The organism is Paenibacillus sp. FSL R7-0340 (assembly GCF_038002205.1).
Classification (GTDB): domain Bacteria; phylum Bacillota; class Bacilli; order Paenibacillales; family Paenibacillaceae; genus Paenibacillus; species Paenibacillus polymyxa_B.
The window spans coordinates 1,141,501-1,163,593 of the sequence record NZ_JBBOBY010000001.1 but is presented as its reverse complement, the minus strand read 5'-3'; the positions used below and the strand labels follow the sequence as shown (position 1 = coordinate 1,163,593).

Genomic DNA, 22,093 nt, shown 5'->3' with positions numbered 1-22,093 from the left:
TTATTTGGAAGAAGAAGCTGACAAAGACATGGATAAGGCACGACGACTAAAAATACCGTATATAACAGCAATCAGCGTCAGCACTGCAGAAAACAAGTACAAATTAACGATGCCCAGATGATCTGCAATCCAGCCCATTAACAGCAGCGATATACAAAAGGTCAAACTTGTCAGTGTGGCCTGGGCAGACAGCACCTTGGGCAAATCATGTACGGACACACTCATTTGCATCATCGTACGGCGGGATACGACGGACATTTCCGCAGGTAGTCCCATCAACAACACGATAAGCAGTGTCAGCGGCGGTAATGTGTTCAGTGCATACCACGCTGTCAGCAGCCCGTAGCCTACCATCCCCGCCAGCATGGCGGGCAGCAGTCTGCGCTGCAAATGCTTGACGCAGGCGAGGACAACGATGCCGCCGCCAATCGCTCCTGCAAAATACGCTGCATTGATGTATCCCCACCATGCCTCGCTCTTGTGCAAAACCTGCTGAGCGAAAGCAAGCGTGAACGCGCCTACCCAAACCGAACCCCCTAGAAGGTCAATCATATCCATAAAAATAAGAGCTTTCAGTCTGCGACTGGCTCCGATGAGGCTCCAGCCTTCACGGAGTATTTCCTTTTTACGTTTGGGAGGTAGTGCGGTGCTCTCTGATTCCGGGCCATACAGTGTATCTTCCAACCGTGCAGGAGGCAAGTCATGATGCCCTTGCCCGGACTCAGTTACAGCTTCGGAAACTGAGACATCTCCACCTCGCACCCTTGTTCCAGGTTGCAGCAAATAATGGGCTTTGCCCTCTAGTGGATCTCGAATCAGGCTGGTGAAGATCATTGCTACCATATACAGCCCGCCAGCCACCAGTAGTGTTTTTTCCGAGCCTAGCATGGCTACGAGCACACCACTAAGCCCCCATCCCGCTAATTGCACCGTCTGGTCGCTGACCGATACCAGACTGTTTGCCCGCATGAGTCCTTCCCCAGACGCAAGGCGGGGAATCAGCGCATTACGCGCAGGCGTGGTCCATCCGTCCAGAAAGGACATGGCTGCCACCAACGTAAACACCATCACCCATATCGGCTCCGTACCCGCTGACCACAAGTGGCCCAGCAGAACAGCAAAGAAAGCCAATTGCCCGAACTGAGAAACGAATAAAATAAAAGGAAGCTGGAATCGGACCAAAATGAGCGGTGCTAAAAAGCCGCTGATCATCTGTGCCCCCATTCGCAGCAACGGGACGAGTACCGAAGAGAAGATCGAGTCCGTTTCATGAAAAACCAGAGACACAAGTGCCATAATGTAAAGAATGTCGGCCGCATTGGACATAGTCTGCGTGCCAAGCAAGTAGGTAAAGGAACGCTTGTGCATATAAATAGAATACTCCTTTGTTAATGTAGCTTTTTACAGCAAGATGATTAGGTCCATTTCAGGGTTACACGAAGATTGCCGGTACTTCCTAGATCCGTAATTTGATAAGAAATGGATTTCAAACCGAGTTGATATAAGGATTGTAAATCCTCCTTGAGACTTCGCTCCGTTCCCTGATAGGCGAAGGTAAGTGTTGTCCCTCCCTTATTTACAATCTTACGCACCTGTTCCTTAATGTCGGCGGATGTTTTAACCAGACCCTTGCCGTCTTGCAGCGGATATTCGAGGGTATTGTACAGTTTTTGATACACAGCAGCCTTTGATCCTCCGGTAGCTACCAGTGCTGATAAGGTTTCCCGATACGATGTATTCGCCTGAGGATACGGCTTAACCCATGAGTGATCCCGCCGCATTTCGGTATCCGTCAACAGATAATATGAAGTGCTTACCTCATTCGCGCGATCCGGGGTTGGATCATCCCATGTCGTATCCATGTGATACCATCGATCATCTAATAAAACAAGATTCCAGGCATGCAGCTGGCCCCCTGCTCTTCCTTCCACAATCCGGTTCGTAATGCCTGCACGTTCCAGCATTTTATAGGCCAACAGTGAATAACCCTGACAGACTGTGCTTCCCGTTTTCAGGCCATCATAGGCTGTGTACTTTTGTTGTGCTTCATCATACTTCAGGCGAACGACGATCCAATCATGAATGGCCTTTACCTTCTCATGATCCGTCATTCCCTTCGTAATAATATCCCCCAGCACTGCTTTAACTGTGCTATCCACATATGCTGTCTGTTCCTTCGTCTCCCGGTAGCTTAGACGAATCGTAACCTGAGCGGAGGTCGTTGTGCCTGTATAGCTGAATGCGTAGCTTTTGATCGTATAATTCACATACGGATCGCTCTCCATGGCCTGTTGGATGGCCGTCTGTAATTGTTGCTTGAGACCGTTCACTCGCCCTTGATATGTAAAGGTCAGCGTTTCACTCCGCGTAGCCATTGCCTGTAAAAGCTTGTTCTGAAGCTGCTGCGATGATACGGATGGAGCCGGCTTGGTCGATGCCGCATACACATTGCTACCCCACTCCACAGCCTGCGGCAGCAACACAGCCAGCGCTGCACCCGCAACCAGACATTTTACAAGCCTAACCCCGATTTTTCTGTTCATACAGAGCGTTCCTGCCCTTCTTAGCATAGTTGTAAACAGCTATATCTTACCATAAAAACAGTTGCCCCAAACGCTCTAGTTTTGTCGGTTGCAGACGAGTAAGGGAGCAGTTCAAGACAGGGTGTGACATTATACTCGCCTATATAACAGATGGGACAATGAGCAGACTTGTCGTTCGCAGAGAGTTTTATCACAGCAATCTAGGTTTCCTCATGATATGGTACTGGCATCGGAAGTAAATGATATTGATTCTCATTCTAGATCAGAAAGGCTGAGCACCATGCCAGAATGTATCTCACTCCTTCGTACGCCACTGGGTCAGACTGTGCGTTTGCAATCTCTTGCCCCTCTTCATCCCTCATTGCGCCGTCGCTTAACAGATATGGGTATCAACGAAGGTTCCATCATACGATTAAAGAAAATCAGTTTATTGGGCGGTCCTATCGTCATTGAATGCAACGGCCAGCTGGTTGGCCTCCGTCAAAATCAAGTGAAGCAACTGGAGGTTGTTCCAACATGGACATGATCGCTCTATTCGGTAATCCCAACACAGGAAAAACCTCATTATTCAACAAGCTGACTCGTACGTATGCAGAAGTAGGAAACTGGTCCGGCGTCACAGTGGAAAAGAAAACAGGAATCCTGCGTGACAAGTCTGCCGTATTGGTGGATTTGCCGGGCGCCTACTCTTTACTCCCTCTTTCGCTGGATGAAGGTGTCGCAACTCGATATTTGCTGGAAGAACCTCCTACGGCCCTGATCAACATTGTGGATGCCTCCCAGCTCCAGCGTAATCTCTATCTAACCGTACAACTACTGGAGTATGGCCGTCCGCTTGTACTTGGCTTAAACATGACTGACGTAGCCGATGCCACGGGTCTTCGCGTAAACAAGGAATTGTTAGCCGATCAGTTGAACGTTCCCATCATTCCTATGGTGGCGCGTACAGGCAGTGGAAGTAAGCAAATGCTTGCTTCTCTTCGGGAGGTAAGACGTACATCCAATGCTTTTCAATTGGACTACGGTCCTGCCGTTGAAGCTGCCATTACGGATATTTGCAACTTGCTGCCAAATGCACCTGTGCCGCAACTGCGGTGGGCCGCACTGCAATGTCTGGAAGGCAATCCTGTCGTCATGGAATGGATGACGAATGAGGTACAGCGTGAACAAGTAACTGTGCGCATCCACCGTTGCGAGGAAGAACTTCTCGGTGAAGGCCATGCCATCACCCCTGCTCAGCATATTCGTTCTGTACGAACAGCATGGATTGCTGATCTGTGCACCAAGGCACTCGACACCTCCAAACTCAGACCGCACAGCCTGACGGATAGGCTGGATGCACTATTAACTCACCGGTATCTGGGGATTCCGATCTTTTTGCTGCTGATGTACGCTACCTTCAAGTTCACCTTCGATTGGGCGGGTACGATCCTTTCAGATATGCTGGATGGATTTTTTTCAGGGACACTCAGCACTTGGATTTCTGAGTTACTCGTTCACTTGAACGCGTCCGCTTTTACGCAAAGTCTAGTTGTGGACGGCATCGTGGCTGGAGTCGGGGGTGTGCTTGTTTTTCTGCCTCAAATTGCTATTTTATTTCTGATAATTTCAGTGATCGAAGACTCCGGGTATATGGCACGGGTCACGATACTAATGGATCGCCTGATGCAAGCCGTTGGCTTGAACGGGAAAAGCTTCATTCCCTTTATCATCGGATTTGGCTGCAATGTCCCTGCGATTATGGCGGCACGCACCATTGAACAGCCCAGAGAACGTCTCATTACAACATTGCTGGTGCCCTTTATGTCGTGTTCGGCCCGCCTGCCGGTATATGCGTTGTTTGCGGGTGTGTTTTTCCCAACACATGCGGCAAGCATCATCATGCTGATGTATGTGTTAGGAATCATCGTTTCACTTATACTTGCCAAAATTTTTTCCAAAGTATCCATTTTGTCGGGTGAGCCCTCCCTCTTCATCGTGGAACTTCCTCCCTATCGAGTGCCGCAGGCTCTTACACTATTCCGCAGCACATGGGAGAAGGTCAAAGGCTTCGTCCGTAAAGCTGGAACAATTATTCTTGCAGGTTCCGTTGGCATCTGGCTCTTGTCCAATTTCGGTCCGCAGGGCTTCGGGGCAGAAATGGATGACAGCCTGCTTGCCACCGTTGGAGGTTGGTTCGCTCCATTACTGGCCCCTCTCGGTTTTGGCACCTGGCAAGCAGGTGCTTCCCTACTCACAGGCTTTATGGCCAAGGAAGTTGTCGTATCAACGATGAATATTATTTACCACGTTCCTGATATGCAGGGACTTGAACTACAAGTCAGACAGGCCTTTACACCGCTTGCCTCTTTTAGCTTTATGGTGTTCATTCTGTTGTATGTTCCGTGTCTGGCTACGGTAGCGGTCATTCGTAAAGAAACCCTTTCGTGGCGTTGGACCGCATTTTCTGTGATCTATCCTTTGACCGTCGCATATATCATCGCCGTCTTGATCTATCAATGTGGCAGATTATTAGGTTGGGGTTAAGTCAGGCCCTACAGTAAATAAAAGGAAGTGGATTCCATGATCAATATCATCATTTTATTGGCGATCCTCGGTTATAGTGCGTGGGTGCTGGTACGATTTTTGCGAAAAAGCCGTCAAGGCGCCTGTGCGGGGTGTTCGTCGAGCAAGTCATGTCCTGGCTGTGCCGGGAGTTCTATGAATGAAGATCATGCGAAAATCGAGAAAAGTATTTAATTCAAACTCATCATCACATGAAAAAAAAGCGGCTCCGGGGGTTTCTTACACCCGAAGCCGCTTTTCATTTACGCTCAAAACTCACCGTATTCAGCGATATACTGCCAAATGCTCACTTAGCTCTCGCGTATGCAGGTAAACTTCACGGTACAGTTCGTATAGGCCTTCATACCGTGCCACATGTTCCGGGTTTGGTGAATATCTCGCTGCTTCACGCAGAAAAGCTTCAGCACACGCTTGCAGAGATTCAAACCAGCCACTACCATAAGCAGCCAGCATGGCCGCCCCCAAGGCAGGTCCCTGCTCGCTTTCCAGCTTGATGATATCCGCATTAAAAATATCTGCCTGCATTTGCAGCCATGCCTCATTACGTGCACCGCCACCGATGGAAATGACTTCGTTCACCGTTTTGCCCGTTCCTCTGAGAATATCAATGGATTCCTTGAGCGAAAACGTAATTCCCTCCAGTACCGCCCGTGTAAAATGCGCAAGCTTATGCCCCGCATCCATCCCGATAAAGCTGCCTCGAATGGTTGCATCTGGATGAGGTGTACGTTCGCCGACGATATAAGGCGTGAACAGCAGCCCTTGGCTGCCCGGCTCAATAGAGTTCACATCTGCCAACAGTGCATCAAAAGAATGCTCTGGTGCAAAGGTATCCTTAAACCAAGTCAAGCTGTATCCGGCCGCGAGCGTAACCCCCATAATATAATAAGCATCCTGCTCACTATGATTAAAAAAATGCGCCCGCCCCTGCACATCAATATCCTTGCGTTCCTCATAAGAAAGTACAACCCCTGAGGTGCCGATGCTGCACAGGGTGCGGCCTTCGCTCAAAATGCCGGCGCCAATCGCGCCACATGCGTTGTCCGCACCACCTGCAAAGACCTTCGTTTCAGGCGAAAGCCCGCTCTGCTCCGCAATCTCCGGCAGTAGCGTACCCGTCTGATCAAAGGATTCCACTAGCGGCGGGAACAGCGACAACGGTAGGTCAAACGCGGCAGCGATCTCTTCGCTCCACTGCTTGTTCGCAATATCCAGCAGCAGCGTGCCCGCCGCATCCGAATACTCCGTCGCCAGCTCTCCTGTCAGACAGTAGCGCACATAATCCTTGGGCAGCATAAAATGTGCCGCACGGGCCAGCACGTCTGGCTCATGCTCCTGCACCCACAGCAGCTTGGGCAGCGTGAAGCCTTCCAGCGCGCGATTACGTGCGATGTTCAGCAGCTCCGATCCGAGCTTTTCTTCAATACGACGGCATTGTGCTGTTGTACGCGTGTCATTCCACAGAATAGCCGGACGAAGCACTTGGCCTTCCTTGTCAGTCAGCACAAGCCCGTGCATCTGTCCCGAAAAGCTAATACCGTCCACGGCATCTGTGCCGCCGATTCCAGCCTTCTCCACAAGCTGTTTTAGTGATGCTAACGTGCCACTGACCCAGTCCTTAGGGTGCTGTTCGCTATACCCCGCCTTTGGCTGATGGAGCGGATAAGACTGGGAGGTTTCATAAGACACCTGCCCCTTGCGGTTAACCAGCACCGTTTTGACCGCGCTGGTACCCAAATCTACGCCGATGACATAGCGTTCCTGCTCCTGATTTAGCTTCTCCTGCATTGGAGTTCCTCCTTCCCTGTTATCGTACTGCCCTTATAAGTTCTGGCACTAGTCAGCCAAAATGTATTGATTTAATGTTGCTTTCAGATATTCCTGACGACCGGATACGTTTTTGCGTGGTGTTTCGTTCGCCAAAGCATATTCAGCAAGAGAAGCAAGCGTTGCTTTTCCGGATACGATGTCTGCTCCAATACCTTCTTTAAAGCTGCTGTAGCGCTTCTCAATAAAGTCTTCAAACACACGATCTTCGATCAGTTTGGCGGCTACCTTCAGTCCCTTCGCATACGTATCCATACCTGCGATGTGCGCAAGGAACAAGTCTTCTGGCTCAAATGATGCTCTGCGCACCTTGGCATCAAAGTTGATACCGCCACGGCCCAAGCCTTCATTTTGCAGCACTTCATACATGGTCAGTGTGGCATCATACAGATCAACTGGGAATTCGTCCGTATCCCAGCCCAGCAGCAAATCTCCCTGATTTGCATCCAGTGATCCCAGCATGCCGTTAATCCGTGCTACACGTACTTCATGATCAAAAGTATGCCCCGCCAAAGTTGCATGATTAGCTTCCAGATTAAGCTTGAAATGCTGATCCAGATCATATTTTTGCAGGAAGGCAATCGTCGTCGCCGCATCAAAATCATACTGATGCTTAGTTGGCTCCTTCGGTTTTGGCTCAATCAGGAACTGAGCGTCAAAGCCGATTTCACGCGCATAGTCTACGGCCATATGGAACATACGTCCCAAATTGTCCTGCTCCAGCTTCAAATCCGTGTTCAGCAGTGTTTCGTAGCCTTCACGGCCTCCCCAGAAAACATAGTTATCCGCGCCCAGACGTTTGCCCACTTCCAACCCTTTTTTAATCTGAGCAGCTGCGTGTGCGTATACATCTGCATTGCAAGTCGAGGCAGCTCCATGCAAATAACGTGGATGGCTAAACATGTTCGCCGTGTTCCACAGCAGTTTTTTCCCCGTAGCTTTCATATGTTCCTCAATCAGATCCACGATGGTATCCAGATTGCTGTAAAATTCCTTCAATGACGCGCCTTCTGGTGCAATATCCACATCGTGGAAAGCAAAATAAGGTAAATTCAGCTTATCCAGCAGCTCAAAGGCAGCTTCCACACGTGCCTTCGCCAAATCCAGCCCGGTAAACTTGGACCATGGACGTTCCGCTGTTTCTACACCAAAAGGATCAGAGCCGCCTGCAACCAGTGTATGCCAATAGGCCATGCTAAAACGCAAATGCTCCTCCATCGTTTTTCCCGCTACAATTTCCTGTGGATTATAAAATTTGAACGCAAAAGGATTGTCGGATTGCTTGCCCTCAAAGTTAATTTTAGATACCTGTTCGAAATAAGCCATTATAAGTTCCTCCTTTATAGTAAACGTTTACAAAAACGATTCTAGCACAGCTAAAAGACTTTGTCTATTGCTTAAACTAAGTTTGTTTTTATGATATAATATCAGGAATTACACCAACAGGAAGTGAATTAACATGAATGTCACTGGCGATCAGGCGCTTGTCAAAAAGCTGAATAAATCCATTGTGCTGGAGCGTATTCGCCTTCATGCTCCGCTATCCCGGGCACAGTTATCCAGTCAAACTGGATTAAACAAGGCCACCGTTTCCAATCTGGTGGCAGAGCTCATCACCGATGGACTTGTGTATGAGACGGGATTAGGGGAATCCAGCGGCGGGCGTAAGCCTTTGATGCTACTGTTCAACAGCCGTGCAGGCTTTGTACTCGGTATTGAGGTGAGTGTACAGTACATCAAGGGCGCTCTGACCGATCTGGCAGGTACCATTGAAACTGAGCTTACCTTTTCCCTAACTCAGCATGACCCCGCCTTTGTTATGGAACAGATTCGAAAGCTCGTTCAGGAGCTCATGCAGGTCACTCCTCCCTCCCCTCATGGTATCGTCGGCATTGGGCTGGGGGTACCGGGTATGGTGGATGAAACCGGAACCGTTTTGTTTGCACCCAATCTGGGCTGGGAAGAGGTTCCGCTGCGGCGGCAGCTTGAGGCCGAGCTAGGTCTGCCCGTCGTAGTGGATAACGAAGCCAACGTCGGCGCACAGGGCGAGTTGTACTATGGTATGGACGGTGATCACCGACAGCTGGTGCGGGATCTGGTCTACATCAGTGCAGGGTCCGGGATCGGGGCCGGGATTATCATTGACGGCAAGCCGTATCAAGGAGCTTGGGGGTATGCCGGAGAGACGGGTCATATGACCATTGATTGGAACGGACGGCTCTGCTCTTGCGGTAGTCGCGGCTGCTGGGAGCTGTATGCTTCGGAGAAGGCGTACGCAGCATCCACATTGAAACTGCCTGCACATAATACAGCGGAATTACTGCCGTTTGCTCAGCAAGGTGAAGCGAGTACATTAAGCGTCCTTAGTGATATTGGGCGATATTTGGGTGTGGGTATTACCAACATTGTGAACAGCCTCAACCCCGGAATGCTTATCATCGGCGGTCCACTGGCGGAAGCCAGACCTTGGTTGGAGCAAAGTATGCGTGAAGTGATTGACGAACGTGCCCTGCCCTATCACCGTCGGCAACTACAGATTCGTTTCTCCACGCTTGGCAGCCGTTCGACGATGCTAGGTGCCGCCTATGCAGCAACAGCTCCTTTTCTCGGGCGTGTACGCGTATCTTTATAAGAAAAAAAGCGTACGGGAACACTCAAGTTCCTGTACGCCCACTTTTCTCGAGATTTTGCAAAATCCTCTTCTTACAACCCGTTATTGGAGATAACATCCTTATACCAGTAGAAGCTCTTTTTTCGTTTTCTTTCTAGTGTCCCGTTACCGTCATTGTCTTTGTCCACATATATAAATCCGTATCTTTTTTCCATTTCAGATGAGGAATAACTGACCAAGTCGATCGCTCCCCAGCTGGTGTAACCCATGAGTTCAACCCCGTCTAGAATCGCTTCATGCATTTGTTCAAAATGTGCACGGAAGTAATCAATACGGTAATCATCCTGAATACTACCATCTTCCTCTACCTTGTCATATGCTCCCAAACCATTTTCTACAATGAACAATGGTACTTCATAGCGGCTGTACAGCTCACTCAGAGAGAGTCTCAAGCCGACTGGGTCAACCTGCCAGCCCCAATCACTCGTTTCCAGATAAGGATTTTTAACGCCGCCAATCGTATTGCCACTGACTTTTTCCATGCCTTCACTATCCGCACTAGCAACCAACGACATATAGTAACTAAAGGAAATGAAATCCACCGGATGCGTCTTCAAAATTTCATCGTCACCCTCGAGCTTTTCAATCACGATTTCCTTTTCACGGAAGAAGCGTTTCATATAATGGGGATACGCTCCACGAACCTGTACATCCGTGAAAAAATAGTTGAACTGATTATCTTTAAACGCTGCCAGAATATCTTGCGGATTACAGGTGTGCGGATACGTCGTTAGCCGGGTTAACATACAGCCGATTTTAGAATCTGGAATGATTTCGTGACAGTATTTTACGGCCAGAGCACTAGCTATAAATTGATGATGCAGACCCTGATAAACCGCTAGCTCTACATTTTCAAAGCGCTCTGGTAAAATACCACCGCTCGTAAACGGATGGCGCACGATACTATCTATTTCATTAAAAGTGATCCAGTGCTTTACTTTATTTTGGTATCTTTTAAATACAGTCTTACAAAAATGGATAAAGAAATCTACAACTTTCCGTTGGGTCCAGCCTCCGTAATGGTTTACAAGATACATCGGCATTTCGTAATGGGACAGGGTGACAAGTGGCTCTATCCCGTTTTTATGCATTTCATCAAACAGCCGATCATAAAATTGCAGTCCAGCCTCGTTGGGCTTGTCCTCATCTCCGTTGGGGAAAATACGCGTCCAAGCAATAGAAACTCGCAACGTTTTAAATCCCATTTCACCAAACAATGCTAAATCTTCGGGATAGCGGTGATAAAAATCAATTCCCTGACGTTTGGGATAATCATGATCTGACGTGTCCTGCATCGCCTTTTGGATATGCTCCTCAGTCATTGAATTGTGTTTTTTATAATCAGCTTTGCTCACATTCTTTTTGTAAATAGCCATATCTGCTGTAGATATCCCTTTACCATCGACATTCCAGGCGCCCTCTACCTGATTTGCGGCTATCGCTCCTCCCCATAAAAAGCCTTTCGGAAATGTTCTTTTTATTTCTGTCATCTCTAGCTCCTCCTCTTAATTTCTGCTTATGACTCGTTTTAAGTGAATGATCAGATACATGAGTTCTTCATCCGGGATCAAAAGTTCGAATTTGGCTTCAATATATTGTTGAATCGATAATGCACACTTCTCTTCTTCAGGATACTTGTTCACAATTTGGCTCATTAATTCTGGATCTTGAGAATCTAACATTTTATGCTCAAGTAATCTCTGAACAAAAAATTGAAGGTGCGTTAGAAAACGCGAATAGTTGATGCTGTGGGTATCCAGTTCGATTTGGTAATGCAGTTTAATGATGTTCAAAATGTCTTTGACCGTATTGGTCATCAATAAAACCTGGTTCATATTGTTATCGGTTTGTTGAGCATTAACCAAATGAAAGGCGATATTCGCCGCTTCCTCTTCAGGCAGTTCTAGACCGATACGCTTTTCAATCAAGGAGAGCGCATACAAGCCAATACCGAACTCTTCCGGATAAAACTTTTTGACCTCCCACAACATCCGATTCTGAATCTTCATATTTTCTTTAAATCGTTTGGTTGCCATGTACAGATGGTCTGTCAGGGATACATATAAATGCTCATTCAAGTGACTGGATAGTGTATTTTTGGCATAAGATATGATTTCGTCTGCCAGAATCAAATACTCTTTGGGTGTTTCCTTCATTAGCGCCGTCAGATCAGAAGACATGCTTTCATTTTCAAGAACATATATCTTTTCAATCTCGTTCTCATCGACGAAGTCACCAGGTTTGCTTTTAAAGCCGATCCCTTTCCCCATCACGATAATTTCTTTGTGATCCTCACGTTTGGCAAGAACAATACTCGTATTGAGAACTTTAATTACTTTCATATCCAACGACATCTCACTTTCCAGGCTTGATTCCCCCAACAAACACACTGTTAAAGTACAGTAATTAGAGGCTTCTCCGGCCCTGTCTTTTCTGAACTTTCATGACCCATGATTTCCAGATAGTCCGCCGTGTTGGTCACAATAATCGGAGTTATCGTATCATACCCCGCCCTTTGTATGGCTTCAAGTTCAAATTCAATCAGAAGTTGCCCATGCTTAATTTCGTCCCCTTCCTGTACATGCACAGTAAAATGCTGGCCTTTCAGCTTAACGGTATCCAAACCGATGTGAATGAGCAGTTCTACGCCTTCAACTGATTTTAAGGCTATGGAATGCTTGGTGCGGAATACATTTGCTACGATGCCGTCAAAAGGTGCGACCACTTTTCCGCTACTTGGTTGAATAGCCATCCCTTTACCCATTGCTTCCTGAGAGAATGCTTCATCTTTGACCTGCTGTAAGGGAATTACGGTGCCCTCCATAGGTGCGAAAATAACGGTTTTAGATTTGAAGCTTTTACTTATACTTTGTGCTTTAGCAGGCTCGGGACGAGCTTCTTTTTTAGCCGGTTCGGTAACCGTATCTTGAAAGCCGATCATATAAACTGCAATAAAAGTCACAATGATCGAAATAGCCATCGTAATAAGCGCATATACCAGGTTAGAGTGATCTTCACTGATAAACATCGGCAGTGATGCAAAACCTGGACCCACAGCTGCATAAGCTTTTAAATTCATAAGACCTGCAAACAATCCGGCAACCCCGGCTCCAATCATACAGGCGAACAGTGTTTTTTTCAGGCGTAAATGTACGCCATACAAAGCGGGTTCCGTAATGCCGAATACCCCTGAAATACCTGCGGACAAAGCAATTTGTTTGAACTTGGGATCTTTCGTTTTCAGCGAGACGGCAAATGCACCCGCGCCTTGGGCCATATTGGAAGCCAACATGGCAACCAGTACCAATGTTTCATATCCTGGTGAAGCCAGCGCAGCAAAAATAATAGGATAGAATACTTTGTGCATGCCGAACATGACGATTAGCGGCATCACGATAGACATCAATACGACTGTAAGCCAGCCGATTCGTTCCTGAATCCAGAATACACCGTTGGACATACCTAAGCCCAAATACGTACCTAGAGGTCCTAAGGCAATGAGAGAAACAGGTGCGACAATCAGAATGACGATTAATGGTTTTAGAAATATTTTCACAGGTCCGGGAGAGATTTTATCAGCAAATTTCTCAATATATGACATGAGCCATATGGTCAAAATAATAGGAATAACGGAGGTAGCGTATTGTACCGATGCTACGGGCAAGCCTGCAAATGTGACAGCTTTCTCACCTCCTAGCAAACTGATTAAGTTCGGATGAAGTAGCACACCCCCTAGGAGTACGGATACGAATGGATTAGTCTTGAATTTCTGCGCGCTGGAGAAAGCCAGCAGCATAGGCAGAAAATAAAATGCCGCATCCGAGATTACACTTAGGATCATATACGTTTGGCTTTCCTTGCTCATGATTCCGGTTACTGTGCATAGCAAGAGCAGTGCTTTTAACATCCCTGATGCAGCAATGGCCGGAATAATGGGCTGGAAAATACCTGCAATCATGCTCGCAAAACTATTGAACAATCCCTTAAAGCTTCGATCCATCTTCACTTTTTCGGCTTCATCGGAAGACGATTGATTCGGGTCCAGCAATTTGACTAGCTCATTGTAGACATAGCCTACATCATTTCCTATAATGACCTGATATTGTCCACCGCTATTCACGGCTCCCATAACTCCGTCCAAAGCTTTAATTTCATCTGTTTGTGCCAATTCCGGCTTACGAAGCGTCATCCGTAATCGAGTAGAGCAATGAATAACACTGTTAATATTATCGTTCCCGCCCACTTTGTTAAAAATGGCTTGTGCGATATCTTTGTAATTCATGAGTTACACCTACCTTCTTAAAATAAGGAACAAAAAAAGACCTAAAAAGGGTAGGGAAAAATATCCTACCCAATCTAGGTCTTGCCTGCCGAACAGTAACACGCCTTTATTGGATATTGTGCTATTTAGTTAATTAGAAGTCATAATTGATGGTGCATTGATGAATTGTTACATAGAAGCAACCCGGGTTTTAAGCGCTTACAATTAAAATATAGCACCTATTATCTACAGATGCAATACTTTTCGACAAAATTCTCTCTTTGTAAAAAGAAGTAAAAAGACCTCCATCGCAGCTGTAACTGCAATGGGGGCCTTATTTAAACCATATAACGATCATAGGACCGTCATCTGCTGTTAGGTTGGATTAAGCGTTCAACACTTTTTCAAACTTGGTTTTGTTCATACCGGAAATACGTTCTTCCCCGATCAAAGTCAATGGAACGGCACGAATGCCCATATCCCAAACCTCTTGAGCAAAAGCTTCATTGGTTTCAATGTTGCGTTCTTCGTACTCCACGCCTTTTTCACTCAAATAGCTTTTTACTTGACGGCAATGCGGGCAGTTTGTAGATGTGTATACAATTGCTTTTTCCATGAATATCACCTCATCATTTATTTTGTTACATCATATTTATTCAACCTTGCGAAGATCATTACAGGGCCAGTGCGCTGTGCTCCAAGCTTTCGATGTATTTCTCGCTGTCCATAGCAGCCATGCAGCCACTACCTGCTGCGGTAATTGCTTGTCTGTAGCGTGTATCCTGTACGTCGCCACAAGCGAATACGCCTGGCACGTTTGTTTCAGAAGTCCCCGGATTTACGACGATATAACCGTTCGCATCCGTTGTAATTTGCCCCTCGAGGAAGCCTGTATTCGGATGATGACCAATCGCCACGAATACGCCGCTAACTGTAATGGTCTCCTCTTCGCCTGTTGCATTATTCAGCACTTTCAAGCCAGTGACTCCGTTCTCGTCAGCGATCACTTCTACAGGAGTACGATTGAGCGCCCATTCAATTTTGTTGTTCGCACGAGCACGATCCTGCATAATTTTGGAGGCGCGCATTTCTTCACGACGATGCACCAACGTTACTTTGGAGGCAAAACGAGTCAGGAAATTGGCTTCCTCCAGTGCAGAGTCTCCACCGCCGATGACAACAATTTCTTTGCCACGGAAAAAGAAGCCGTCGCATGTTGCGCAAGTGCTTACGCCACGTCCGATATTATCCTGTTCACCGGGAATACCCAAATATTTGGCAGTCGCCCCTGTGGAAATAATCAGTGTATCGGTAACCAGTTCACCCAAACCTTCTACATCCAATGTAAATGGACGAGCAGTTGTGTCTACCTTGTTTACCCAACCTGTGCGGAATTCAGCGCCAAAACGCTCCGCTTGCTTACGCATATTATCCATCAAATCGGGCCCCATGATTCCTTCAGGAAAACCCGGGAAATTTTCGACTTCCGTAGTCGTGGTTAATTGTCCGCCTGGCTGTGGTCCTTCGATCACCAGTGGGCTCATGTTAGCGCGTGCCAGATAAATTGCAGCGGTCAAACCGGCAGGGCCGGTACCTATAATAATGGACTTGTACATATCTTGGTTCCTCCTAAAATATCATAAGTATTATATAACGAGTTTTCGACACCGGGCGCTGGGCAGCTGCATATACTCTAAAAGTAATTCCACCAAAAGCTTATCCCAAAATGTGGACACCCGGATATTGCAAAAACGAATCACTTGTTTTGTAGGTTCTTATGACTTAGACTGATTCTAAATCCTAATTTCATTATGCGGAAATAGCTGTAAACAGTCAAATGAAGTTTTCATGAAGCGAAGCTTAAAGATAAATTAGGTATGGAGGGATTATCCCGATTATGAATGACGTTTTTGTAGGTAGCTTTATTTCTGCCCTGTCCACTGGACTCGGCGCCGTGCCCATACTATTTATGCGTAATATCACGCATCGGCTTCGCGATGTTTTGTTGGCTTATGCCGCAGGAATTATGACCTCTGCATCCGTGTATAACCTCATTCCCGAAGCGATCGAGCATTCCAATTGGTTCGTGCTGACTGCGGGAATCCTGCTCGGCTGTCTCGTATTACTGGTGATGGAAATGTACATTCCCCATGCGGATTTGGAGGACCCGGACTCCAAGACCTTTCATCTGGAGTCCAAATCTTTTCTCATTATCGCAGCTATTACATTGCACAATTTGCCAGAAGGGCTTTCCGTTGGAGTCAGCTATGCAAGTGAGACTCACAATCTCGGCAATCTGATCGCCTTCTCTATCGGCCTGCAAAATGCCCCGGAAGGCTTTATCGTAGCATTATTCCTTGTGAATCAAAACATTGGCCGTTTCAAGGCATTGGGCATTGCTACCCTCACCGGAGCCGTGGAAATCATAACGAGTCTGATCGGGTTTTATTTGAGTAGCTGGGTGAACGGACTGGTACCTTACGGGCTTGCTTTTGCCGCCGGAGCCATGATGTTTATCGTCTACAAGGAACTGATTCCCGAGAGTCACGGGGATGGCAACCAGCGGATCGCCACATTCTCTTTTATTCTCGGCTTGATTACAATGATTGGGCTAACCGAATGGCTATAGCCGAGCAACACAAAAAAGCTGCCTTCTGCCTGTAATCCAGACAGATAAGCAGCCTTTTTGGCATGTTCACATGAAGGTACCTCATTTTTTTTGGTTCATGGAGCGCAGTGCTTCACGGTACTGCTCATCCTCACTTTTGTGAGTCTCCTTCTCTCCATTAGATATTTGGGAACGTTCATCCTTTTCTTCGTCTTTTCCAGCAAAACCACGTAAAGCCGCACGATAATCCTGATCCCCGTAAGCACCTTTGATGTTCTCGCGATCCTTTTCCACCTTCTTATCCGTCTGGATATCCGGCATATTGCGATGCTCCTCGGCATGGTGTTCTTCGACGTCGAGATTTTTATGCTGCATCTCACGCGTATGATCTGTCAATTCACGCACCTCGGGTTCCACCTGCACAGGATAAGGACGTTTACTTCTTTGCCGTGTATCCTCTTCGGTGGGGTGAGTCTTGGGAGAAGACTTGCGTGTCATCTTCGTATTAAATACCAGCAAAAAAATAAAGGCAACCGCAGCTACTACGATAAAAGCAATGGTCATCGGCGGCCTCCTATTCTCTTTCAGCGCTACGGTACCGTCTCGCTATCTCAGCGACCCGTTTGCCCAAAGAGCGACCTAGTGCAAGATCATCACCCGTTGGAAGATTAGGCGGTCCATTGGGGTCTGTCTCCACCGGACATGTTATCCCTACGCCGTAATAGGAGCCGTATAACGCATTTTCCGTAATATTAGCTGGCAGTCCTACAACAATCATGCCTTGATGAAGCATCGGAGTAATCAAATTCAGAAGTGTGGATTCTAATCCACCATGAACAGTAGCGGTTGTGCAAAACACAGCGCCGATTTTATCCACCAGCTTGCCCTGTGCCCACAGATACCCCAGCTTATCAATCCAGCTTTTCAGACCGCTACTAATGGTACCAAAATGGCCCGGGCAACCCCATATGATCGCGTCCACACTCACTAGCTCATTCACATCGGCCTCGTTCACATGCTTTAGCAACACTTCCGTGTGCTCAAGGCGCGCGCCTTCTGCGATGGAGCGAGCGAGACGTTCGGTATGCTCATTTTCACTGTCATATACAATCATGATTCTGGTCGTCATTATGCGCATCATCCTTTGTCAGCAAAATCATCCTTTTCGCATGCGCTCTTAACCTTGCCCAAAATCCATCTGAATATTATGAATCGTTTGACGCATACTTTGAAAATCCAAGAACTAGGGAGGCATGTTACACATGAATTCACGCGCCATATTAGTCAACCTGCTAGTTATTATCATTATTCTGGCAGGAGGTGGAGCCGCCGCCTATTACTATAATCAATCCGCCAACTACATAAAAACCGATAATGCCCAAGTGAGCGGACAAGCGGTTACCATTGCCTCTCCAAGCGCGGGCAAGCTCACAGGCTGGAATGCTGAAGTTGGTAAAACCTACACCGCTGGAAGCACGCTTGGGAATATAGAAGGAGGCGGAAGTCGAATTAGCGTTACGATTCCAACCGATGGTACCATCGTGCAGCAATCTGCGGTCAATAACTCGATTGTTGGGGCAGGCACGCCTTTAGCGAAGGCTTTTGATCTAAACAATTTATGGATTACCGCCAATATAGACGAAACGGCTGTACAGGATCTTCAAGTAGGACAGACCGTAGATGTATATATTGATGCTTACCCGGATACGTCCCTAAGCGGTAAACTCGAAAAGATCGGCCTGGCGACCGCATCGACTTTTTCACTACTGCCCACTTCCAATACCACTGCCAACTATACCAAGGTAACGCAGGTCGTGCCTGTCAATATTTCCATTCAAGGTTATAAAGGGCTGGGTATTATCCCGGGAATGAGTGCGACCATCAGAGTTCACAAGTAGGAGGCTGTCATGGATCAAAAAATGTCCGTCGGACGTATTCTGTCCGTGCTGCTGCTAGGCGCCTTCATTTCGATTTTGAATCAAACACTGCTTAACGTGGCCATTCCACACTTGATGAATGATTTCAATGTATCTGCAACGACCGTTCAATGGCTATCCACCGGATATATGCTAACCAACGGGATTTTGATTCCAATCACCGCTTTTCTGATTGAGTCATTCGGAACACGTGCGCTGTTCATATCCGCGATGGGGTTATTTACTGCCGGGTCTGTCGTCTGTACTGCCAGTACCGGCTTTGCGCCTATGCTGGTTGGACGCGTTATCCAGGCCAGCGGAGCGGGCATCATCATGCCTGTGGTCATGAACGTGTTCCTGACTGTGTTTCCTCCGGAAAAACGGGGCGCTGCCATGGGTACCATGGGGATCGCCATGATGTTTGCCCCGGCGATTGGACCGACTTTATCCGGCTGGATTGTGGAGCATTACAGCTGGCGGCTGCTATTTTTGCTGGTTATTCCGCTGGCGATCATTGATATTCTGTTCGCCATACGCTGGCTCAAAAATGTATCCAAGCTAACAAAACCGAACTTTGACCTGTTGGGAACCATCTTTTCCACCCTTGGTTTTGGCTTTCTGCTGTATGGCTTTAGTTCAGCTGGAGACAAAGGCTGGAGTAGCAATACGGTAATACTTACACTCGCTGCCGGGATTGTGTTTATTGTAATGTTTATCGTACGTGAGCTGAACATGATACAACCGATGCTGGAGTTCCGTGTGTTTAAATATGATATTTTCACTGTATCGACCTTAGTCGGGGCTACCGTCAACATGACAATGTTCGGCGGGATGCTGCTGCTGCCGATCTATTTGCAAAATATACGCGGCTTTACACCGCTGCAATCCGGTCTGCTGCTGTTGCCGGGTGCACTGCTGATGGGTGTGATGTCACCGATATCAGGGGCAGTATTTGACCGTATCGGCGCGAGGCCGTTGGCGATCATTGGACTGATCATTACGGCAGTCACGACATGGGAATTCAGTCTGCTGACCGATGCCACCACCTACGGACATATTATGATCATCTATACGATTCGCAGCTTCGGAATGTCATTGCTGATGATGTCCGTCCAGACGGAAGGGCTAAACCAGCTACCTGCCCATCTCGGTAGCCACGGTACAGCCATGTCCAACACAGTACGGCAAATCGCTGGGTCTATCGGTACCGCTTGGCTCATTACTGTAATGAGCAGCCGGACCACGATTCATGTAGCGGATTATGCGAATGTCGCTACCACCGCCAATGTTCCTTTAACCGAAGGAGTAGCACAGTTGGGACAAACCCTCGCGCAAACAGCGGGCGTTTCAACAGAAAGTGGTTCAGCGTTGGCGCTACAACAGGTGTACCGCAGTGCTGTTACGGAATCGACGATCCATGGCATTAATGATGCCTTCATCATTGCTACAGGGATTGCGCTTGCAGGGCTATTGTTTTCCTTGTTCTTGCGACGGTCTACACCGCGACGAAGATAGACGTACAGCGTTAGCGAACTAGAGGTATGAGATGAACTTGCCTTTCAGACAGATAGGCTGGCACTGCAAAAGAAGGAGCATTCATCCCCCTGGATTTTAACAGGTATGAATGCTCCTTCCTGTTTGTCATCTTGTAATTATTAGTCCTATGACCGCAATAAGCGCAGGCCATTCAAAATGACAAGTAATGTGCTGCCTTCATGCCCAATAACCCCAAATGGCAGGGCTATATCTTGCACAAAGTTGCTGATCACAAGCAGCAAAATGACACTTACCGCGAAGATCATATTTTGTTTGACCACCCGCTGCGCCTTGCGCGCCAGTGCTATCGTCGGAGCAATCTCCTCGATTCCATCGTTCATCAGTACCACGTCAGCGACCTCTAGCGCTGCTCCGCTGCCATGCATCCCCATGCCTAGTCCTACGGTTGCCGCAGTCAACGCTGGAGCGTCATTCACACCGTCGCCGACCATGACGACATGCCCGTACTGCTCCCGCAGCATGCGAATATGGCTGACTTTGTCCTCCGGCATTAAGCCAGCATATACGGCGTCGACTCCGGCCTGCTCCGCGATCACAGCAGCCGTTTCTGGGCGGTCTCCGGTCAGCATGACGACCCAGATCCCCTGCGCTTGCAGGCGTTTCACGGACTCTTGGGCCTGCGGACGCAGCTCGTCGCGTAGTGCCAGCATCCCGGCAATCCGATCATCCGCGAGGATAATGGATACGGTTTTGCCCTCAGCTTCCAGCCGGGCCCGACTCTCCATCCACTGTGGCTCTGCCAGAGGACTAGGTCCATCCAGTACATTTGTACGACCGATTTTCCACTTCACCCCGCCTATGATGCCTTCCATCCCCCATCCGGTGAGTGCCTGCACTTGCTCGGTTGGGAGCAGCTCTCTCTGTCCCAATTCAGCTTCGGCTTTGGCTACAATCGCTCGCGCCAGCGGATGCAAAGAATAACTTTCGATTGTAGCGACAATGTGCAATAGCTCATCGGCATCGTATTCTGCGGCGGTAATCCAATCCGTGACGACAGGTGACCCCATCGTTAACGTGCCTGTTTTGTCAAAAGCAACAACAGAAGTCAATGCCATATTCTCCACATGTGCGCCACCTTTGAACAGGATGCCCCGCCGGGCACGGTTGGAAATGGCCGATAGCATCACTGGCATAATGGATGACACGAGCGCACAGGGTGAGGCCACGACGAGGAACACCATAGCCTTGTAGAACGCTGCTGCCCACGTCCAGCCTAATGCTATGGGTGCACCGGCAATGACGATCAGCGTGACAGCAACAACAATTCGAGCGTACACCGATTCAAACGTTTTAATAAACCGCTGGGAATCAGGAACTTCGGTCTGAGCCTCTTCCACCATACGAATGATTTTTGAAAATAAAGTGTCCTCCGAGGACTGACTAACCTCTACATATAGCACGCCTTCTCCATTAATGGTGCCGGCATATACTTCGTCACCTTCCACCTTATTTACCGGAACAGATTCCCCGGTAATAGATGCCTGATTCACTGCCGAAACGCCCTTGGAGATTCGCCCGTCCGCCGGAATCAGTTCGCCCGGCTTCACCAGCAGCAGGTCGCCTGGCAACAGCTGCTCAATGCCGACCGTTTCCGTCCCCTCGCGAGACAAGCGCAAAGCCGTTTCCGGCTTCAACGCCATGAGCTCAGAAATATCCTTACTACTACGCTCGGTGGTATAGCTCTCCAGCGCACCGCTGAGTGCAAAAATAAAGATCAGCATGGCTCCTTCATTCCAATAGCCAATGGCCGCAGCTCCTAGGGAGGCAGCGATCATGAGCAGATTAACATCCAGATCATGTTCTCGGATCAGTGTTTCGATCCCTTCTCTGGCTTTGGACCAGCCCCCAAGGGCGTAAGACACCACATACAGAATGACCGATAGCCATTGCCACCAATGTGAAATCCCCCATGCCATTAGCATCAGCAATCCACTACCTAGAGCAGCTTGCATCTCCTTGTTTTTCAGCATGCTTTTAAGCTGAAATTGCGGCTTGCGATTCGGACCGGGTCGTCCGCTGCCACTGTTTTTTGAAAGGGTTCGGTTAGAGGAAGACAATGTATCTTGTAATCGTTGAGCAGCTTGCATCATGTCACGTTCCTTTCCATATTTTGTTCCTTGTACTAGCATCTCATTGAGAATGATA

At 48.0% G+C, this 22,093-nt stretch carries 19 protein-coding genes; 7 read left to right on the top strand and 12 right to left on the bottom strand.

Annotation, left to right across the window (positions count from 1 at the left end):
* Together MKX59_RS05050 and MKX59_RS05045 are read right to left on the bottom strand one after the other, a co-directional pair.
* On the bottom strand, positions 1–1,368 hold the full coding sequence (locus MKX59_RS05050) for an MFS transporter (RefSeq protein WP_076264989.1): 1,368 nt from the start codon (positions 1,366–1,368) through the stop codon (positions 1–3).
* Positions 1,369–1,415: 47 nt separating this feature from the next.
* On the bottom strand, positions 1,416–2,543 hold the full coding sequence (locus MKX59_RS05045; RefSeq protein ID WP_075154750.1) for a transglutaminase domain-containing protein: 1,128 nt from the start codon (positions 2,541–2,543) through the stop codon (positions 1,416–1,418).
* 280 nt (positions 2,544–2,823) lie between these two features.
* Here MKX59_RS05045 and MKX59_RS05040 point away from each other — a divergent pair, with 280 nt between their 5' ends.
* From MKX59_RS05040 to MKX59_RS05030, 3 genes are read left to right on the top strand one after another with little or no spacing between them, the layout of a single operon-like run.
* The gene (locus MKX59_RS05040; RefSeq protein WP_016820309.1) at positions 2,824–3,069 is read left to right on the top strand and encodes a FeoA family protein; all 246 of its coding nucleotides are present in this window, start codon (positions 2,824–2,826) and stop codon (positions 3,067–3,069) included.
* The gene (gene feoB / locus MKX59_RS05035; RefSeq protein ID WP_075154752.1) at positions 3,060–5,069 is read left to right on the top strand and encodes a ferrous iron transport protein B; all 2,010 of its coding nucleotides are present in this window, start codon (positions 3,060–3,062) and stop codon (positions 5,067–5,069) included. The genes MKX59_RS05040 and feoB overlap by 10 nt, the downstream gene beginning before the upstream one ends.
* A gap of 36 nt (positions 5,070–5,105) precedes the next feature.
* Positions 5,106–5,282 (top strand): FeoB-associated Cys-rich membrane protein, encoded by a 177-nt coding sequence (locus MKX59_RS05030; RefSeq protein WP_023990309.1) that lies wholly within the window; start codon positions 5,106–5,108, stop codon positions 5,280–5,282.
* Between the two features lie 90 nt (positions 5,283–5,372).
* On the opposite strand, the gene xylB is transcribed toward MKX59_RS05030, so the two are convergent.
* Both xylB and xylA read right to left on the bottom strand, forming a co-directional pair.
* Positions 5,373–6,896, bottom strand: coding sequence for a xylulokinase (gene xylB / locus MKX59_RS05025; RefSeq protein WP_076264988.1), 1,524 nt, complete (start codon positions 6,894–6,896; stop codon positions 5,373–5,375).
* A 48-nt stretch (positions 6,897–6,944) separates the two neighbouring features.
* Positions 6,945–8,261 carry a xylose isomerase gene (gene xylA, locus MKX59_RS05020; protein WP_013311966.1) on the bottom strand — a complete coding sequence of 439 codons (1,317 nt, stop codon included), beginning with the start codon at positions 8,259–8,261 and terminating at the stop codon, positions 6,945–6,947.
* 133 nt (positions 8,262–8,394) lie between these two features.
* Here xylA and MKX59_RS05015 point away from each other — a divergent pair, with 133 nt between their 5' ends.
* Positions 8,395–9,567 carry an ROK family transcriptional regulator gene (locus MKX59_RS05015; RefSeq protein ID WP_076264987.1) on the top strand — a complete coding sequence of 391 codons (1,173 nt, stop codon included), beginning with the start codon at positions 8,395–8,397 and terminating at the stop codon, positions 9,565–9,567.
* Between the two features lie 71 nt (positions 9,568–9,638).
* On the opposite strand, the gene MKX59_RS05010 is transcribed toward MKX59_RS05015, so the two are convergent.
* From MKX59_RS05010 to trxB, 5 genes are all read right to left on the bottom strand, one after another.
* Positions 9,639–11,096: a glycoside hydrolase family 1 protein gene (locus tag MKX59_RS05010; RefSeq protein WP_071558242.1), complete on the bottom strand. Its 1,458-nt coding sequence runs from the start codon at positions 11,094–11,096 to the stop codon at positions 9,639–9,641.
* A gap of 15 nt (positions 11,097–11,111) precedes the next feature.
* Positions 11,112–11,948: a BglG family transcription antiterminator LicT gene (gene licT, locus MKX59_RS05005; protein ID WP_028541828.1), complete on the bottom strand. Its 837-nt coding sequence runs from the start codon at positions 11,946–11,948 to the stop codon at positions 11,112–11,114.
* A 50-nt stretch (positions 11,949–11,998) separates the two neighbouring features.
* Positions 11,999–13,888: a beta-glucoside-specific PTS transporter subunit IIABC gene (locus MKX59_RS05000; protein WP_069080520.1), complete on the bottom strand. Its 1,890-nt coding sequence runs from the start codon at positions 13,886–13,888 to the stop codon at positions 11,999–12,001.
* Between the two features lie 364 nt (positions 13,889–14,252).
* Complete coding sequence (locus MKX59_RS04995; RefSeq protein WP_007432162.1) at positions 14,253–14,483, bottom strand: glutaredoxin family protein; 231 nt, start codon at positions 14,481–14,483, stop codon at positions 14,253–14,255.
* Between the two features lie 58 nt (positions 14,484–14,541).
* The gene (gene trxB / locus MKX59_RS04990) at positions 14,542–15,483 is read right to left on the bottom strand and encodes a thioredoxin-disulfide reductase (protein WP_028541826.1); all 942 of its coding nucleotides are present in this window, start codon (positions 15,481–15,483) and stop codon (positions 14,542–14,544) included.
* Between the two features lie 281 nt (positions 15,484–15,764).
* On the opposite strand from trxB, the gene MKX59_RS04985 reads away from it, so the two are divergent.
* Positions 15,765–16,496 (top strand): ZIP family metal transporter, encoded by a 732-nt coding sequence (locus tag MKX59_RS04985; protein ID WP_053326102.1) that lies wholly within the window; start codon positions 15,765–15,767, stop codon positions 16,494–16,496.
* A gap of 81 nt (positions 16,497–16,577) precedes the next feature.
* Here the strand turns inward: MKX59_RS04985 and MKX59_RS04980 are convergent, their stop codons facing one another.
* Both MKX59_RS04980 and MKX59_RS04975 read right to left on the bottom strand, forming a co-directional pair.
* On the bottom strand, positions 16,578–17,039 hold the full coding sequence (locus MKX59_RS04980) for a hypothetical protein (RefSeq protein ID WP_053326103.1): 462 nt from the start codon (positions 17,037–17,039) through the stop codon (positions 16,578–16,580).
* Between the two features lie 10 nt (positions 17,040–17,049).
* On the bottom strand, positions 17,050–17,604 hold the full coding sequence (locus MKX59_RS04975) for an NAD(P)H-dependent oxidoreductase (RefSeq protein ID WP_053326104.1): 555 nt from the start codon (positions 17,602–17,604) through the stop codon (positions 17,050–17,052).
* Positions 17,605–17,737: 133 nt separating this feature from the next.
* On the opposite strand from MKX59_RS04975, the gene MKX59_RS04970 reads away from it, so the two are divergent.
* Positions 17,738–18,373, top strand: a complete 636-nt coding sequence (locus MKX59_RS04970; RefSeq protein ID WP_103744670.1) for an HlyD family efflux transporter periplasmic adaptor subunit — start codon at positions 17,738–17,740, stop codon at positions 18,371–18,373.
* Positions 18,374–18,382: 9 nt separating this feature from the next.
* Positions 18,383–19,906, top strand: a complete 1,524-nt coding sequence (locus MKX59_RS04965) for a DHA2 family efflux MFS transporter permease subunit (protein WP_076264985.1) — start codon at positions 18,383–18,385, stop codon at positions 19,904–19,906.
* A 146-nt stretch (positions 19,907–20,052) separates the two neighbouring features.
* Here the strand turns inward: MKX59_RS04965 and MKX59_RS04960 are convergent, their stop codons facing one another.
* Positions 20,053–22,035, bottom strand: coding sequence for a heavy metal translocating P-type ATPase (locus MKX59_RS04960; protein WP_302055920.1), 1,983 nt, complete (start codon positions 22,033–22,035; stop codon positions 20,053–20,055).
* Positions 22,036–22,093: the final 58 nt, after the last annotated feature.

What these genes read in the sequence shown, in the direction of transcription:
- MKX59_RS05050 (WP_076264989.1), bottom strand. Translation starts at nt 1,368, where the DNA reads ATGCACAAGCGTTCCTTTACCTACTTGCTTGGCACGCAGACTATGTCC.
- MKX59_RS05045 (WP_075154750.1), bottom strand. Translation starts at nt 2,543, where the DNA reads ATGAACAGAAAAATCGGGGTTAGGCTTGTAAAATGTCTGGTTGCGGGT.
- MKX59_RS05040 (WP_016820309.1), top strand. Translation starts at nt 2,824, where the DNA reads ATGCCAGAATGTATCTCACTCCTTCGTACGCCACTGGGTCAGACTGTG.
- feoB (WP_075154752.1), top strand. Translation starts at nt 3,060, where the DNA reads ATGGACATGATCGCTCTATTCGGTAATCCCAACACAGGAAAAACCTCA.
- MKX59_RS05030 (WP_023990309.1), top strand. Translation starts at nt 5,106, where the DNA reads ATGATCAATATCATCATTTTATTGGCGATCCTCGGTTATAGTGCGTGG.
- xylB (WP_076264988.1), bottom strand. Translation starts at nt 6,896, where the DNA reads ATGCAGGAGAAGCTAAATCAGGAGCAGGAACGCTATGTCATCGGCGTA.
- xylA (WP_013311966.1), bottom strand. Translation starts at nt 8,261, where the DNA reads ATGGCTTATTTCGAACAGGTATCTAAAATTAACTTTGAGGGCAAGCAA.
- MKX59_RS05015 (WP_076264987.1), top strand. Translation starts at nt 8,395, where the DNA reads ATGAATGTCACTGGCGATCAGGCGCTTGTCAAAAAGCTGAATAAATCC.
- MKX59_RS05010 (WP_071558242.1), bottom strand. Translation starts at nt 11,096, where the DNA reads ATGACAGAAATAAAAAGAACATTTCCGAAAGGCTTTTTATGGGGAGGA.
- licT (WP_028541828.1), bottom strand. Translation starts at nt 11,948, where the DNA reads ATGAAAGTAATTAAAGTTCTCAATACGAGTATTGTTCTTGCCAAACGT.
- MKX59_RS05000 (WP_069080520.1), bottom strand. Translation starts at nt 13,888, where the DNA reads ATGAATTACAAAGATATCGCACAAGCCATTTTTAACAAAGTGGGCGGG.
- MKX59_RS04995 (WP_007432162.1), bottom strand. Translation starts at nt 14,483, where the DNA reads ATGGAAAAAGCAATTGTATACACATCTACAAACTGCCCGCATTGCCGT.
- trxB (WP_028541826.1), bottom strand. Translation starts at nt 15,483, where the DNA reads ATGTACAAGTCCATTATTATAGGTACCGGCCCTGCCGGTTTGACCGCT.
- MKX59_RS04985 (WP_053326102.1), top strand. Translation starts at nt 15,765, where the DNA reads ATGAATGACGTTTTTGTAGGTAGCTTTATTTCTGCCCTGTCCACTGGA.
- MKX59_RS04980 (WP_053326103.1), bottom strand. Translation starts at nt 17,039, where the DNA reads ATGACCATTGCTTTTATCGTAGTAGCTGCGGTTGCCTTTATTTTTTTG.
- MKX59_RS04975 (WP_053326104.1), bottom strand. Translation starts at nt 17,604, where the DNA reads ATGACGACCAGAATCATGATTGTATATGACAGTGAAAATGAGCATACC.
- MKX59_RS04970 (WP_103744670.1), top strand. Translation starts at nt 17,738, where the DNA reads ATGAATTCACGCGCCATATTAGTCAACCTGCTAGTTATTATCATTATT.
- MKX59_RS04965 (WP_076264985.1), top strand. Translation starts at nt 18,383, where the DNA reads ATGGATCAAAAAATGTCCGTCGGACGTATTCTGTCCGTGCTGCTGCTA.
- MKX59_RS04960 (WP_302055920.1), bottom strand. Translation starts at nt 22,035, where the DNA reads ATGCAAGCTGCTCAACGATTACAAGATACATTGTCTTCCTCTAACCGA.